The sequence below is a fragment of the Vibrio qingdaonensis genome (genome assembly GCF_026191675.1).
Classification (GTDB): domain Bacteria; phylum Pseudomonadota; class Gammaproteobacteria; order Enterobacterales; family Vibrionaceae; genus Vibrio; species Vibrio qingdaonensis.
In genome coordinates this window covers 126,387-142,100 of the sequence record NZ_JAKRRY010000003.1, presented here as the reverse complement: position 1 = coordinate 142,100, position 15,714 = coordinate 126,387, and the positions used below count along the sequence as shown (strand labels likewise).

General features: G+C 46.2%; 14 protein-coding genes. 9 read left to right on the top strand and 5 right to left on the bottom strand.

Annotated elements, in window-relative coordinates:
* Nucleotides 1–16: 16 nt before the first annotated feature.
* The 9 genes from MD535_RS04255 (at nucleotide 17) to MD535_RS04215 (ending at nucleotide 8,512) form a co-directional block, all read left to right on the top strand.
* Entirely contained in the window at nucleotides 17–1,429 is a 1,413-nt protein-coding gene (locus tag MD535_RS04255; RefSeq protein ID WP_265673691.1) for an FAD-dependent oxidoreductase, read from the top strand.
* Between the two features lie 160 nt (nucleotides 1,430–1,589).
* A complete protein-coding gene (locus MD535_RS04250; RefSeq protein WP_265673690.1) occupies nucleotides 1,590–2,024 on the top strand; it encodes a DUF1499 domain-containing protein in 435 nt (144 codons plus the stop codon).
* Nucleotides 2,025–2,132: 108 nt separating this feature from the next.
* A complete protein-coding gene (mtnN, locus tag MD535_RS04245) occupies nucleotides 2,133–2,828 on the top strand; it encodes a 5'-methylthioadenosine/S-adenosylhomocysteine nucleosidase (RefSeq protein WP_265673689.1) in 696 nt (231 codons plus the stop codon).
* A 95-nt stretch (nucleotides 2,829–2,923) separates the two neighbouring features.
* A complete protein-coding gene (locus tag MD535_RS04240; protein ID WP_265673688.1) occupies nucleotides 2,924–3,877 on the top strand; it encodes a cobalamin biosynthesis family protein in 954 nt (317 codons plus the stop codon).
* Nucleotides 3,878–3,880: 3 nt separating this feature from the next.
* Nucleotides 3,881–4,702 carry a vitamin B12 ABC transporter substrate-binding protein BtuF gene (btuF, locus tag MD535_RS04235; protein ID WP_265673687.1) on the top strand — a complete coding sequence of 274 codons (822 nt, stop codon included), beginning with the start codon at nucleotides 3,881–3,883 and terminating at the stop codon, nucleotides 4,700–4,702.
* A 98-nt stretch (nucleotides 4,703–4,800) separates the two neighbouring features.
* Nucleotides 4,801–5,418 carry a TRIC cation channel family protein gene (locus tag MD535_RS04230; protein ID WP_265673686.1) on the top strand — a complete coding sequence of 206 codons (618 nt, stop codon included), beginning with the start codon at nucleotides 4,801–4,803 and terminating at the stop codon, nucleotides 5,416–5,418.
* 147 nt (nucleotides 5,419–5,565) lie between these two features.
* On the top strand, nucleotides 5,566–7,035 hold the full coding sequence (modF, locus tag MD535_RS04225; RefSeq protein WP_265673685.1) for a molybdate ABC transporter ATP-binding protein ModF: 1,470 nt from the start codon (nucleotides 5,566–5,568) through the stop codon (nucleotides 7,033–7,035).
* Nucleotides 7,025–7,597, top strand: coding sequence for a flavodoxin family protein (locus tag MD535_RS04220; RefSeq protein WP_265673813.1), 573 nt, complete (start codon nucleotides 7,025–7,027; stop codon nucleotides 7,595–7,597). The genes modF and MD535_RS04220 overlap by 11 nt, the downstream gene beginning before the upstream one ends.
* Nucleotides 7,598–7,645: 48 nt before the next feature.
* Nucleotides 7,646–8,512 (top strand): LysR family transcriptional regulator, encoded by an 867-nt coding sequence (locus tag MD535_RS04215; RefSeq protein WP_265673684.1) that lies wholly within the window; start codon nucleotides 7,646–7,648, stop codon nucleotides 8,510–8,512.
* On the opposite strand, the gene MD535_RS04210 is transcribed toward MD535_RS04215, so the two are convergent.
* The 5 genes from MD535_RS04210 to mutT form a co-directional block, all read right to left on the bottom strand.
* Complete coding sequence (locus MD535_RS04210; protein ID WP_265673683.1) at nucleotides 8,442–9,221, bottom strand: TSUP family transporter; 780 nt, start codon at nucleotides 9,219–9,221, stop codon at nucleotides 8,442–8,444. The genes MD535_RS04215 and MD535_RS04210 overlap by 71 nt on opposite strands.
* Before the next feature lie 236 nt (nucleotides 9,222–9,457).
* Nucleotides 9,458–12,688, bottom strand: a complete 3,231-nt coding sequence (carB, locus tag MD535_RS04205; RefSeq protein ID WP_265673682.1) for a carbamoyl-phosphate synthase large subunit — start codon at nucleotides 12,686–12,688, stop codon at nucleotides 9,458–9,460.
* A gap of 16 nt (nucleotides 12,689–12,704) precedes the next feature.
* A complete protein-coding gene (carA, locus tag MD535_RS04200; protein WP_265673681.1) occupies nucleotides 12,705–13,844 on the bottom strand; it encodes a glutamine-hydrolyzing carbamoyl-phosphate synthase small subunit in 1,140 nt (379 codons plus the stop codon).
* A gap of 550 nt (nucleotides 13,845–14,394) precedes the next feature.
* Complete coding sequence (dapB, locus tag MD535_RS04195; RefSeq protein WP_265673680.1) at nucleotides 14,395–15,204, bottom strand: 4-hydroxy-tetrahydrodipicolinate reductase; 810 nt, start codon at nucleotides 15,202–15,204, stop codon at nucleotides 14,395–14,397.
* A 73-nt stretch (nucleotides 15,205–15,277) separates the two neighbouring features.
* Complete coding sequence (gene mutT, locus MD535_RS04190; protein WP_265673679.1) at nucleotides 15,278–15,676, bottom strand: 8-oxo-dGTP diphosphatase MutT; 399 nt, start codon at nucleotides 15,674–15,676, stop codon at nucleotides 15,278–15,280.
* Nucleotides 15,677–15,714: the final 38 nt, after the last annotated feature.

Below are 15,714 nucleotides of genomic sequence, written 5' to 3'. Positions count from 1 at the left end.
GCAAGGAGCTAAAATTATGAGCCAGAACGTTTACCAATTTATCGATGTCAGTCGTGTGGATCCGGCAAAGAAACCGATCAAGATTCGTAAAATTGAATTTGTTGAAATTTACGAACCCTTTACCAAGCAGCAAGCCACCGCTCAAGCCGATCGATGTCTAGACTGTGGGAATCCTTATTGTGAATGGAAATGCCCGGTCCACAATTATATTCCTCAATGGTTAAAGCTTGCCAATGAAGGGCGAATTATTGAAGCCGTCGAGCTCTCTCACCAAACGAATAGTCTACCGGAAGTGTGTGGAAGGGTATGCCCACAAGATAGGCTATGTGAAGGCGCCTGTACCTTAAATGATGACTTTGGTGCAGTAACGATTGGCAATGTGGAAAAATACATCACCGATAAAGCGTTTGAAATGGGGTGGAAGCCGGATATTTCTCACGTTGAATGGACGGATAAAAAAGTCGCCATCATTGGTGCAGGACCTGCCGGCCTCGCCGCGGCAGACGTACTCGTTCGCAATGGCGTCACACCCGTTGTCTTCGACCGCTACCCTGAAATTGGCGGACTCCTTACCTTCGGCATCCCGTCATTCAAACTAGAGAAAGACGTCATGACCAATCGTCGCCGAATTTTTAGCGACATGGGGGTCGAATTTAGACTCAATACTGAAGTAGGAAAAGACGTTAAAATGTCAGAGTTAGTCAGCGACTATGACGCCGTGTTCTTAGGGGTGGGGACTTACAAAAACATGCGCGCTGGGTTGGACAATGAGAATGCGCCCGGCGTTTACGATGCGCTGCCCTTTTTGATATCCAACACCTACAAGGTCATGGACCTTCCCACTACTCAGCCGTTTATGAACATGGCCGGGAAAAATGTCGTGGTGTTAGGCGGCGGTGATACTGCGATGGACTGTGTACGAACCTCCATTCGCCAAGGAGCGAACAACGTCGTCTGTGCCTACCGCCGTGACGAAATAAACATGCCAGGCTCCCGACGCGAAGTGAAAAACGCCAAAGAAGAAGGTGTTAACTTCATGTTCAACCTACAACCGCTCGGCATAGAGATCGATAGCAACGGCAATACCTGCGGCGTCAAGGTTGTCAAAACTGCGCTAGGCGAGCCGGATGAAGCTGGCAGACGCCGACCTGAACCAGTTGAAGGCAGCGAACATGTGTTAGCCGCTGAGGTTGTAATAATGGCGTTTGGTTTTCAGCCTCACCAAATGACATGGTTGGAACCTTTTGGTGTCGAGCTTGACCAATGGGGACGAATTAAAGCCCCGTCGACACAAGAGTTTATGTATCAAACGACGAATAAAAAGATCTTTGCTGGCGGCGATGCCGTAAGAGGATCCGATTTGGTTGTCACAGCAATAGATGAAGGACGTAAGGGCGCAGAAGGTATACTAGACTTCTTAGAAGTCTAAATGCTTTGTTAACACGTACTACTGTCGTCACCCTTGAAAGCAAGGGTGACCTTAACGTTGCGACTTGTCAGTGTTAACCATCACGACATAAAGTGAGTATTGGCAGTGTCTATACACTCAACGTGCACTCACGAAAGACCATGCATGACAAGGAAGATTAATGAACAACATCACTATCGTCTCCCTCTCTCTTTTATTACTCACCGCATGCGGTGCAGGGACTACTACTATGACCGACCGTTCCCATCTACCATGTGGTGACAGCCCTCGCTGTGTCTCCACTCAAGATGACCGTGAAGACTTCAATATTGCGCCATTTGAACTCACCAACGGCACGAATATTGACCAAATAGAAACCGTCGCGTTAAGCTTTCCTCGTTCAAGCGTGGCCGCAAAAGAAGGTAACTACCTACGCATAGAATATAAATCGAAAGTCTTTCGCTATGTTGACGATATGGAATTAAAAATCGAAGACGGCCAGCTACTCGTGCGCTCAGAAGCTCGTATCGGCTACTACGATTTCAAGGTGAATAGAAAGCGAGTCGAAGCATTTAGAGCCAAACTCATCGAAACGGGTCTCATAGTACAACCTTGATTGTAAGAGGTAAGCGAAGGTAAATAGGCTGATAGAAGATAGTTGGGGTGAACCAAGACTATTGCTATACTGCACGCCGAATACGTTTTCCAACTTGAGAGAGTCTCTATGAAAATCGGCGTAATTGGCGCAATGGAACAAGAAGTTTCTATCCTTAAATCTGCTCTAGAAAATTTAGTCGAAGTGAAAAAAGGCGGCTGTACCTTTTTCACGGGACAACTCAATGGTGCAGACGTTGTGTTACTTCAATCGGGTATCGGTAAAGTGGCAGCAGCGGTTGGCACCACGGTTCTTCTTAGTGACTATCAACCTGACGTCGTTATCAACACCGGTTCTGCAGGTGGCTTTGAATCATCGCTTAACCTAGGTGATGTGGTTATCTCAACTGAAGTTCGTCACCACGATGCTGACGTCACGGCTTTTGGCTACGAAATCGGACAAATGGCAGGTCAACCAGCGGCATTCACTGCTGATAAAAAGCTAATGGACATTGCTGAACAAGCGCTGGCTCAGATGCAAGATAAACACGCGGTACGTGGTCTTATCTGTACTGGTGACGAATTTGTATGTCGCCCAGAGCGCCAAGCAGCGATCCGCGCTAACTTCCCTGGCGTCATTGCGGTTGAGATGGAAGCGTCTGCGATTGCTCAAACTTGTCATCAATTCAACACGCCGTTTGTGGTTGTTCGTGCGATTTCTGATGTTGCCGATAAAGAATCACCAATGAGCTTTGAAGAATTTCTACCATTAGCAGCACAAAGCTCATCTGAAATGGTTGTGAAAATGGTCAGCTTACTCAAATAAGCTCAAGCTTGATCTTGGGTTCTGCTGTCAACAAAGATTTGATAACAAGAACCAAATTGCAAGGACGAGTTAATTAGAATAACAAGGATTCGTTAATGAACTCTTTTCTAGAGAGTTTCTATGCCAATGGTGCGCTTCTCGTGATGTGGGGCGCACTTATTTTTCACCTGTTGATTCCTATTCCCCAAAGTGCTCACCCTATTTATTACTGGCGGCGCTTAGCGATAGCCGTCGCAGGTAAAGTCAATCAGCCAACTAGCACCGCGCCCCAACAAGCGTTTTCCGGATTGCTAGCATGGGCACTTTTTATCCTTCCTACCATTGCAGTATTACTCGCCATGCAATCATTGGCTTGGCAAGCGCAGTTTTATCAACTAGCACTGCTACTTTTAGCATTGGACTGGCGAGGCAATGAGACCTTAACGCAGCTGCTCATACGCGGTTTATCCAAAGAAGATAAAGCCTATGTGCGCACCACATTACAAACGAGTGTAAATAGAGAAACATCACCTTTGTCTTTGATTGGATTAGGTAAAGCCTCCGCAGAAACACTCATATTGGGCTACTCTCGACGCGTCATTGGCGTGCTGTTTTGGTATGGTCTGCTTGGTGGAATCGGCGCGCTCATCTACCGATTGGCGATGGAATTAGCCCGCAGTTGGAGCCCTGCTCAACCTCACTATCAACATTTTGGTAAGCCTGCTCTTGTCGCCTTTTCCTTGCTTGATGCCGCACCACAAAAACTGTTCGCACTGCTTATCATGATAGGCGCATCACGACAAAGTATTACTTCAGCCATAGAACAAAGCCGGACTTGGCACAACCCAATCACCAATTGGCTGCTATGTGGGTACGCAAACAAGTTTGGGCTTTCGTTCGGTGGGCCTGCGATGTACGACTCAACGAAGTATCAACGCGCCCGAATTGGCGGGAAAATAGTCCCATCGGCGTATCACCTCGCCGTCTTACAGAAAGATATCGCGTGGCGGATCTATATTTGGTTAATGCTACAAAGCACCATCATGATGATGATTCATAAAGGATTTTAATCGATGAAACATATTCTGGCAGTCATGATTATGGCGTGCCTTTCCTCACCTGCACTAGCCACAGCACAGCGAGTCATTAGCCTTGCCCCTCACGCCACTGAACTGGCTTATGCGGCAGGCTTAGGCGAACAACTCATTGCTGTTAGTGAATACAGTGACTATCCGGAAGCGGCAAAAAAACTCGAGCGTGTGGCTAACTATCAAGGCATTAAACTCGAACGTATCGTCGCACTGCAACCTGACTTAATACTCGTTTGGCCAGCAGGGAACCCTGCCCGTGAGTTAGATAAACTTCGCCAACTTGGCTTTAACCTTGTCTATTCAAAAACCAAAACACTTGAGAATATCGCTGATAATATCGAAGCGCTCAGTGCTTATGCTAACGACCCTACTATCGGCCAAAGCGCTGCCGCCGATTTTCGACAACGATTAGACTCGCTAAAATCAGCCTCACAAACCGATAAACCCGTTCGTTATTTTTATCAACTGAGTGAAAAACCAATCATTACTCTGGCACAAGGCAGCTGGCCAAGTGAAGTCTTTCGCTTCTGCGGCGGGGAAAATATCTTTGCCAACAGTAAAGCACCTTACCCTCAGGTCAGCCCAGAGCAAATTATTGTTCGCCAACCAGACGCTATTTTCACGTCAGAGCACGCCATTAAAGATGGCGGTATGTGGCAGAAGTGGTCTGCAGAACTCCCCGCTGTCGAGAAAAAGCATATGTGGACACTGACGTCTGACTGGCTCAACCGACCAACCCCCCGTACTTTGTTGGCCATCGAACAAGTTTGCCAGCATTTCGATACCGTTAGGCAGTCTCAATAAGAATTCGCTCGCACTATGACAAGATCAGGTGCGAAGCGTCTATAATTACCGTAAAATTGCCGCACTTTTAATAAGACATTTTTCAATGAGTATTTAACGTGGACTCCATGCTCTATTTAGTCGATCTATTCGGCACAATGGTATTTGCGATATCAGGCGTGATTCTCGCAGGAAGACTAAGGATGGATCCTTTTGGCGTTATGGTATTGGGCAGCGTCACTGCAATCGGTGGTGGCACCATCCGAGATATGTCGTTGGGCGCGACACCCGTCTTCTGGATCACCGATACCACCTACCTATGGGTCATTATTGTCACATGCTTACTCACGATGATGCTCATCAGACACCCTCGCCGACTGCCATGGTGGGTACTCCCTGTCTCAGATGCTATCGGACTGGCCGTTTTTGTTGGTATCGGAGTAGAGAAAGCACTGAATTATCAAGACTCGGCCTTAGTCGCCATTATTATGGGGGTGATAACAGGCTGTGGCGGCGGTATTATTCGAGATGTCCTCGCCCGAGAAATTCCGATGATTTTACGCCGCGAAGTCTACGCGACTGCCTGTATTATTGGCGGAGCCTTTTACACCACGACGCTCATGCTCGGTGCGACGCCAGAAAGTGCCTTTTTAAGTTGTGTCATTACCACGCTCATCATTCGGCTTGGTGCCATTCGCTGGCAACTCTCTCTACCAACGTTTGCACTCGATAAATAGCCCGTTCTCACAATATGAATGTCAGAGTTGCGCCATTCTCTGACATTCATACTTCAATTTTCCTTATTGCTCTAGTATGTTGAATACCTGACCGTTTTTTATTCAAGTAATGCGGAAAGATGGATTTATTCGAGATAAGGAGATCTCATGGCGATCACGTTCAATCAAGTTCAATTCAATCAATCTCAAACGCTATGTATTCCTTTTTGGCAACTTAAGCATAAAGAGCACTGGGGTGTCTTTGAGACCCAAGGTAATGTTGGGTCCGTGATTGGAGATCTACTCTGTCAAGAAATCGAGCCTAATACGGGCAGTGTCGATACCAACCACTGCCACATTGCTCAGGTCTCACTGGCCGAACAACAACGACTGCTCGAATTAGAACATGCCAACGATGACACTGACTTCTTAGACAGAATCGATCATGGCCGGAGTGTGATACAGCTGATTTCTGAACAGTGCGACAACCCCGTGATCATAGAGCAGCTGCTGCAGGAGTTAGACTTACTGCACTTAAAGGACCGCGGCTTCAAACAGCTTTCAACCGGTGAAACTCGTCGCGTGATGTTGGCTCGTGCACTCTCCTCTTCGCCACAAGTCCTCGTCCTTGATGAGCCTTTTGTTGGTCTCGATCATGCCCACAGAAAAATACTCGCCGACTACCTTTACGATCTCTCCGCTCATGTACAACTCATTCTCATTACCTCACGAGAAGATGAAATTCCAACGTGGGTTAATCATATTGCCTTATTTGAAAACGGGACACTAAAAGAAGAACTCAGTTACCAGCAATGGGCCTGCCATCCCCTGATCGCCCAATTGCTGTCTCAATCCGCGATTCAGAGTGAACAGTGGATGGAATTAATCCGTAAGCACCAACATACCTCTGCATTTAGTGACCCGCTCATTCAAATTACCAATGGTTGTGTCGAATACGTTGACCAAAAGATATTTTCCAATGTTAATTGGCAGATCAATCATGGTGAGCACTGGCAAGTCCGAGGCCCTAATGGATGTGGGAAAAGTACCCTGCTGGGTCTGATTTTTGGCGACCACCCACAGTGTTACAGCAACGATATTCAAATTTATGGCATGAAACGCGGCAGTGGTGAAACCGTGTGGGACATCAAACAACATACTGGGATGGTGTCATCCTCACTACACTTGCAATATCGAGTCAGTTGCAATGCGCTTGATGTATTGCTCTCTGGCTTTTTTGACTCGATAGGGCTCTACGATAAGCCCACAAAAAAACAAATTGATACCGCAAAAGAATGGTTGACCTTACTGCACATGGCACACCTTGCCCAATCCTCATTTAAGGCGCTTGAATACAGCCAACAACGGCTACTATTAATTGCCCGAGCCATTATAAAACAACCGACTATTCTCATTCTAGATGAACCGTATCAAGGACTTGATTACCTTGGTAGAAAACTGGTTATGAACGCGCTCAACATGATTGCCAAAGAGAACCTTAGCCAACTGTTATACGTCTCGCATTACACCGAAGATACGCTAGACAGTATCCAGAACTTTGTTGATTTTATTCCTAACCTCCAAGAAGATGGCTATCAAATAAAAATCACCAACAAGGCTAAGGTCACTGATGAGTAAGAAAATGGCTATCGTGTATTTTTCTCACACTGGCGCAACGAGAATGCTGGCAGAAAGAATATCCGCGGGATCCACTGCTGCCGGAGTGACCACTACTCAGATTGAGATTCTATCTAGCGACATTGTTGAAGGTCGCTATATCCGTCAGGACATCTTTAACGTCTTGCAGCAGCAAGACGCCATTGTGTTTGGTAGCCCCACTTATATGGGGTCTGCCGCAGCGCAATTTAAAGCATTCATGGATGCCAGTAGCAATGATTACGTCGACCTGGCATGGCGAAATAAGTTGGCAGCAGGCTTCACTGTTGGAGGAAGCCTCAATGGAGAGCAACAGCAAACCTTGCTTAGCTTTTTCACCCTAGCCTGCCAGCATGCCATGCTTTGGGCGGGTTTAGACACCTCACAGCACAACGACCAACTTAAGCTTAATAGAACAGGTTCGTCTATTGGACTCGTTGCCAGTACCTTACCCGACTCCAGTTTAGTTGATGACAACGACCTTGCCACCGCTTACTACTTTGGCCAACGTCTCGCACACTGCCTTTCACTACACAACCACTAAAATCGTGATAACCTAGACATTATCCATTCCCATATTTCATTGATAGCCATGCTACTTGAAGGTATTGAAACACTCTTGGTCTTGTCGCAAGAAAAAACCATGAGCCGTACAGGCAGCCGACTTTACATCGGCCAGTCTGCGGTGAGTAAGCGTATTGCTAACTTAGAAAAACGTTTAGGAAAGAAGCTCATCGAACCGGACGGTCGACAGATAAAGCTCACACCAGATGCGTTAGATCTCATTGAGCGCATTGGCACCAGCGTTAATGAACTGAAAGGACTGATATCAGAAGAGCAGCAACATAGCGATCAAACCCTGATTCGTATTGACTGCTCTGAAACGCTCGTTGCTGGCTACCTTAGCGAGTTTATTAGCCCATTACTGGCTCAAGACCCATACCTCACCATCACGACTAATCACACTCCAAGAATTGTTGAGCATGTCCGTTCGGGTGATGCCATGATTGGTTTCTGTGCGGGGCACCTCAGTGCAAAATTAGGACTACACGCGACTCACTTATTTGATGAACCGTTTAAAATTGTTAGTCATCAACCTTTAAACTGTGCGCCAAAAACTCTAATCACCAACGATCTCAATAACCCAGCTAACACATACCAAGCCGCCTTACTGCAGCAATCCCAAATTGTTCCTTGCATGCAAATGGATTCGTACACGGCCGCCGCCCAGCTTGCGATCAAAGGGGCGGGACCGGCTCTCGTACCGATGTCCATTATTAAGACATTACATATTGATGAGGCGCTGTGTTTTGACTTTGCCTTTTTATCCGCTCTTACTCGGCCAATACACCTGATTTACCGACCAACGGCATTAAAGAATAATCGAGCTAAAACAGTGATTGAAACCATTGAGGATGCTGTTCCAAGAGTAGTTTTATCGCCATCACCATTGACATGATGACCACCAACGGGCGGATGAACTTCTTGCCCTTTGTGACCACCATTTTGGCTCCCATACGCGCGCCAATGAAGCCGCCTATGGCCATCACTAAACCGATTTCCCACACAGGGAGGCCAGCCAAAACAAAGAATAATAACGCGGCTATATTTGAGGTAAAGTTCAGAACCTTGGTTCGCGCCGTGGCGTGCACAATAGAAAGTTGGGCAATGGCGACAAAACAAATCGTAAAAATAGAACCCGTTCCTGGACCAAAAAAACCATCATAAAACCCGACACCAGTCCCAACAGAAAAGGCAAACATGGTCTCAGACAGCTTTGGCTTACCCCCGCCCTCTCCAGCTTGAGGTGCTAGCAAAAAGTATAACGAAATACCCAGTAGTAAGACCGGAATAAGACTCGTCAAGATACCAGCATCAATATGTTGAACCAGCTCAGCCCCCACCGCTGAGCCAATAAAAGTACACGCAATCGCTAAGCGCATTTCTTTAATATCAACAATACCGTTTCGAACGAAATACCACGTGGCTGAAAAGCTCCCAAATGAGCTTTGCAATTTGTTGGTCGCTAACGCTTGTGTTGGGGGCACCCCAACAGACAAAAGTGCTGGCAACGTTAAGAGTCCGCCCCCTCCTGCCATTGCATCAATAAAACCAGCCAAACCAGCTACAAAAAATAGCATCATCAATATGTCGAAAGTAACGTCCATGAACTCCACTCACCTGCATCAAATTAAACAAAATTGTACGGGTTCATACCATAAATTAAAGCGAAACAATGGATAACAACCTATTCCAATTAGGAAACAGTGTGGAACGTGATTCTTACTTATATTACAAATAAAAAAATCCCGCTCGAAAGCGGGATTTTTTAAACTAGAGCTCAGCTAGAACTAGAGCTTAGTTATCCATTAGAACTTAGCTAGTAACTGGTGCTTCGTGAGCTTTAAGCTTTCGCTGCGTTCACTTGAGCATGCAGTTCTTGAACTGAGGTCACTGATGTTTTCGCATCAGCCGTGTGAGCCATACACGTTGCAAACGCTGCATTTAGCGTAGTGGTGTAGTTCACTTTCTCAGCCAAAGCGCCGCGACGAAGGACTTTAGAATCTTCAATCGCTTGACGACCAGCCGCCGTGTTCACAATGTAGGTGTACTCATTGTTCTTGATACGGTCAAGAATGTGAGGACGGCCTTCATGCACTTTGTTCACTAGACGTGGATTGATGCCCGCTTCGCCCAGAATCACTGCCGTACCGTGAGTCGCATCCAACTGGTAACCCAGTTTCGTTAGCTTAGAAGCAAGGTCAACGACGCGCTCTTTATCGCCTTCACGAACAGAAAGTAGTGCACGACCACCCTCAGGGTAGATGTGACCACAACCTAATTCAGCTTTTGAGTAAGCTTCAGCAAATGTTGCCCCAACACCCATAACTTCACCAGTAGAGCGCATTTCTGGGCCTAATAGTGGGTCAACGCCAGGGAACTTGTTGAATGGCAGTACTACTTCTTTCACTGAGTAGTATGGCGGAATGATCTCTTTAGTGAAGCCTTGAGACTCTAGAGATTGACCCGCCATGACACGTGCCGCAATCTTAGCGATTGGTGCGCCTGTTGCTTTCGATACAAACGGAACCGTACGCGCTGCACGAGGGTTCACCTCGATGAGGTACACTTCGTTGTTCTTAACAGCAAACTGCGTATTCATCAGGCCACGGACACCTAACTCAAATGCTAGCTTTTCAACTTGCTCGCGCATGACGTCTTGGATTTCTTGGCTTAGCGTGTAGGCAGGAAGAGAACATGCTGAGTCACCTGAGTGAACACCCGCTTGCTCAATGTGCTCCATGATACCGCCGATAACAACACGCTCACCATCACAAATCGCATCAACGTCCACTTCAATCGCGTCATCTAAGAAGCTATCAAGTAGTACTGGAGATTCGTTTGATACGCTTACTGCTTCGTTGAAGTAGCGGCGTAAGTCTTGCTCATCGTATACGATTTCCATCGCACGACCACCAAGTACGTAAGAAGGACGTACAACCAATGGGAAGCCGATTTCGCGAGATTTCTCTACTGCTTGCTCCATGGTAGTCACTGTCGCGTTCTCTGGCTGAAGCAGACCTAGACGGTCTACTGCCACTTGGAAACGCTCACGGTCTTCTGCACGGTCGATGGCGTCAGGGCTAGTACCGATAATAGGTACGCCAGCCGCTTCAAGAGCGCGAGCCAGTTTAAGTGGCGTTTGACCACCGTACTGAACGATAACGCCTTTTGGCTTCTCAACGCGAGCGATTGCAAGTACGTCTTCCAGTGTTACTGGCTCGAAGTACAAACGGTCAGACGTATCGTAGTCTGTAGAAACAGTCTCAGGGTTACAGTTAACCATGATAGTTTCGTAGCCATCTTCACGTAGTGCTAGTGATGCGTGTACACAACAGTAGTCAAATTCAATACCTTGGCCGATACGGTTTGGACCGCCGCCTAGAATCATGATTTTTTCTTTGTCTGTTGGGTTCGCTTCACACTCATCATCGTAAGATGAGTACATGTAAGCCGTATCTGATGAGAACTCAGCGGCACACGTATCCACACGCTTGTATACCGGGTGGATATCGTATTGGTCACGTAGACGACGAATTTCGCTTTCCGCTACACCTAGAATCTTAGATAGGCGCGCATCGGCAAAACCTTTACGTTTGAGCTTGTTTAACTCGTCTTTGTTTAGACCAGCAAAACCTTTCGCTTTCAGTTCTTGCTCTAACTTAACAATGTCTTCGATTTGAACGAGGAACCAACGGTCGATTTGCGTTAGGTTGAATACACCATCTACCGACATACCAGCACGGAATGCGTCAGCGATGTACCAAATGCGCTCTGCGCCCGCTTCTTTCAGCTCATGACGGATAGTGGTTAGCGCATCAGGTGCATCTAGGTCTACCATTTCGTCAAAACCCGTTGCGCCTACTTCTAGGCCGCGAAGTGCTTTTTGTAGCGATTCTTGTTGGTTACGGCCGATCGCCATTACTTCACCAACCGACTTCATTTGTGTCGTTAGACGGTCGTTAGCACCGGCAAATTTCTCGAAGTTAAAACGAGGAATCTTAGTGACTACGTAGTCGATTGTTGGTTCGAACGATGCTGGCGTTGCGCCGCCAGTGATGTCATTCATTAGCTCGTCTAGCGTGAAGCCAACAGCCAGTTTCGCTGCAATCTTAGCGATTGGGAAACCTGTTGCTTTAGATGCTAGTGCAGAAGAGCGAGATACACGTGGGTTCATCTCGATGATAACCATACGGCCATCTTTCGGGTTGATACCAAACTGTACGTTTGAACCACCTGTTTCAACACCAATCTCACGCAGTACTGCTAGAGATGCGTTACGCATGAGTTGGTATTCTTTGTCTGTCAGCGTTTGAGCTGGCGCCACAGTGATTGAGTCACCTGTGTGAATACCCATTGGGTCAAAGTTTTCAATCGCACATACGATGATGCAGTTGTCGTTTTTGTCACGAACCACTTCCATCTCGTATTCTTTCCAACCGATAAGTGATTCATCGATAAGAAGTTCATTAGTTGGAGATAAGTCCAAACCACGACGACAGATTTCTTCAAATTCTTCTTTGTTGTAAGCGATACCGCCGCCCGTACCACCCATCGTAAACGATGGACGAATGATACAAGGGAAGCCAACCATGTCTAAAACTTTGTAAGCTTCTTCCATCGTTTTCGCCGTATCCGCGGTAGGACACTCAAGACCAATCGACTTCATTGCTTTATCAAAGCGTGAACGGTCTTCTGCTTTATCAATCGCGTCTGCCGTTGCACCAATCATTTCTACGCCGAACTCTTCAAGAACGCCGTGCTTTTCTAGGTCTAGTGCACAGTTAAGCGCCGTTTGACCACCCATCGTTGGGAGAACCGCATCTGGCTTTTCTTTCGCAATAATGTTGCGAACGACTTCCCACTGGATTGGTTCGATGTAAGTGGCATCGGCCATGTCAGGGTCAGTCATGATTGTCGCTGGGTTAGAGTTAACAAGAATAACTCGGTAACCTTCTTCGCGAAGCGCTTTACAAGCTTGAGCACCAGAGTAATCAAACTCACATGCTTGACCGATTACGATCGGGCCAGCACCTAAAATTAGAATACTTTTAATGTCAGTACGTTTTGGCATTCTCTACTACTCCGGATTAAGCGTTGTGCTGTTTAATTAGTTCAATGAAGTGGTCGAATAACGGCGCTGCGTCTTCAGGACCTGGGCTTGCTTCAGGGTGCCCCTGGAAGCTAAATGCTGGCTTGTCGGTACGGTGAATACCTTGTAGAGAACCGTCAAACAGTGACTTGTGCGTCGCACGTAGATTCTCTGGAAGCGTCGCTTCATCAGCCGCAAAGCCGTGGTTTTGTGAGGTAATCATCACAACATCACGATCCAAATCTTTTACAGGGTGGTTAGCACCATGGTGACCAAATTTCATTTTTACCGTTTTAGCACCGGATGCTAAAGCTAGAATTTGGTGACCTAAACAAATGCCAAAGATTGGTAGACCTTTCTCTAGGAACACTTTTGTCGCTTCGATAGCGTAAGTACACGGTTCCGGGTCACCAGGGCCATTTGAAAGGAATACGCCGTCAGGGTTAAGTGCAAGCACTTCTTCTGCAGACGTTTCAGCAGGAACTACGGTTAAGCGGCAACCACGGTCAACCAGCATGCGTAGGATGTTTCTTTTTGCACCGAAGTCATAAGCAACAACGTGGAATGGCAATTCACTGTCTGCTTTCGCCTCAGGAAGTCCACCCGTGAGCGTCCACGAACCTTGTTTCCATTGATACGCTTCTTTTGTCGTCACTTCTTTCGCAAGATCCATACCTTTTAGGCCTGGGAATTCTTTTGCTTTAGCTAGCGCTAGAGCTTCATCAATATTGTGACCCGCAACAACACAACCGTTTTGAGCGCCTTTCTCACGTAAAATACGTGTCAGCTTACGTGTATCGATATCGGCGATACCCACAATATTTTGCGATTTTAGATAATCAGAAAGAGATTGTTCATTACGGAAGTTAGAAGCGATAAGAGGAAGATCGCGAATCACAAGGCCTTGAGCGTGGATTGAAGAAGATTCTTCATCTTCGGAATTGGTTCCGGTATTGCCAATGTGAGGGTAAGTAAGAGTAACGATTTGCTGAGAATAGGAAGGATCAGTGAGGATTTCTTGGTACCCCGTCATCGAGGTATTAAAAACAACTTCACCAACGGACAACCCGTCTGCTCCAATGGAAATACCGTGGAACACAGTCCCATCTTCTAGGACTAACAGTGCTGGTTTACTCAAGATAACCTCCAGAATAAAGATGCAAAAAATATAAATAAAATATCAATGCTGACACCCTACATACGGCTTAAAAGCACCATGAGGTAGTACAGACAAATTGGCGGTATTCTAATTAGCACTGTGACGAGTGTCAACAACAAGATAAAAAATAAGCTAACTTTTATTGCATCTGAGCACGTTTTTAAGCTAAAGCCTCAAAAAAGTACATTTAAAGATCAAAATTCAATCGGTTAGCGAATTGCATTTATTTGATAGACCACATTTTCCTATCTGAGTTATCATTATTTTACATATAGGAAAGCAAACGTTAACCAAGCAAGGTTAACTTGCAAAAACAACGCAAAAACAACGCAAACCCAACAAGATGGTCATTAACACCATTAAAAAACTTAAATTGCGGCTAAAATTCACTCATTACACATTTTTATCGCGCTGAATATCCACACTTAGTACTAAGTCTGCATTTGAGCATAACTATGTAGCTTAGCTCACTCTAATATCGCCTTTTTTAAACGAAAAAAAAGCACTTCATTATGAAGTGCTTTTTCATTTAAATTTGGTCTAATCCCAAAACTTCGGTCATGGTATAAAGCCCCGCGGGTTTATCATCTAACCAAACCGCCGCTCTCACAGCACCATTCGCAAAGGTCATCCTATCGGTCGCCTTATGCGTGATCTCAACTCGCTCACCGATATCAGCAAACATTGCAGTATGCTCACCTATAATGTCACCGGCTCGAATCGTGGCAAAGCCAATTTCATCTCGGCTACGTTCGCCAGTAATCCCTTCACGAGCATAAACAGCCACATCACTTAACTCGTTACCCATCGCGCCGGCAATCGCCTCACCCATACCAATAGCCGTACCAGAAGGGGCATCAACTTTGTGGCGGTGGTGAGCCTCGACGATCTCAACATCACAATAGTCACCCATCACTTTCGCCGCCTTTTCAAGCAACTTGAAAACGAGGTTTACACCTACGCTATAGTTTGGTGCCATCACTAACGGAACCACTTTCGCAGCTTCATCGATTTGTAGTTTCTCTTCATCTGAGAATCCAGTCGTACCGATAATCATTTTTTTGCCATATTGCTGGCATAACGCAAGATTTGCTAGGGTACTTTTCGGTGCCGTAAAATCGATAATGACATCAAACTTATCAATCGACTTCGTTAAGTCATCGACTAACGCGACATCAAAGCGCCCTTCACCACACAATTCACCGACATCGACGCCGACCAGTGATGATTCTGGTCTTTCTGAACCCGCACCTACTGTCGCCCCTTCATTATGAAATGTTGCTTTTACTAAGTTGCGACCCATGCGGCCCGCTGCTCCTGCAATCGCAATTCTAACCATTGCGTCATTCTCCGTTGATTATTTGCTACCAATGTAACGTAAAGTATTTCTACTCGCTATAGGCTAACTCTGGTTAGCGGTATTTTTCGATGACTTTATTTAATATTGGTACATTTGCTTCAGGGAAAGCATAGTCGGCAAGCTCAGTAATGTTAACCCAAGCACCTTGCTGCCCTTCCTTACCGTAAGGTTGGCGATCAAATGCCGTCACTTCAAAAAAATCGAACGACAATGATTTATCGGTGTAGTCATGAAGTAAATGCTCAAACAACGCTAGCTCTGTCACCTCAATATCAATCTCTTCATAAAGCTCACGCTTTAGCGCATCTTCTGCCTGCTCATCAATTTCAACTTTACCACCAGGAAACTCCCACAGCCCACCTTGATGTGCTTTGTCGGGACGCTTAGTAATGTAGATTTGTGATTTGTCAGCGTTAAATATAATAGCAGCGACAATATGTACCCGTTTCATTGTAAATTTTCCTTAAAAAAAGAGCCGCGAAAGCGGCT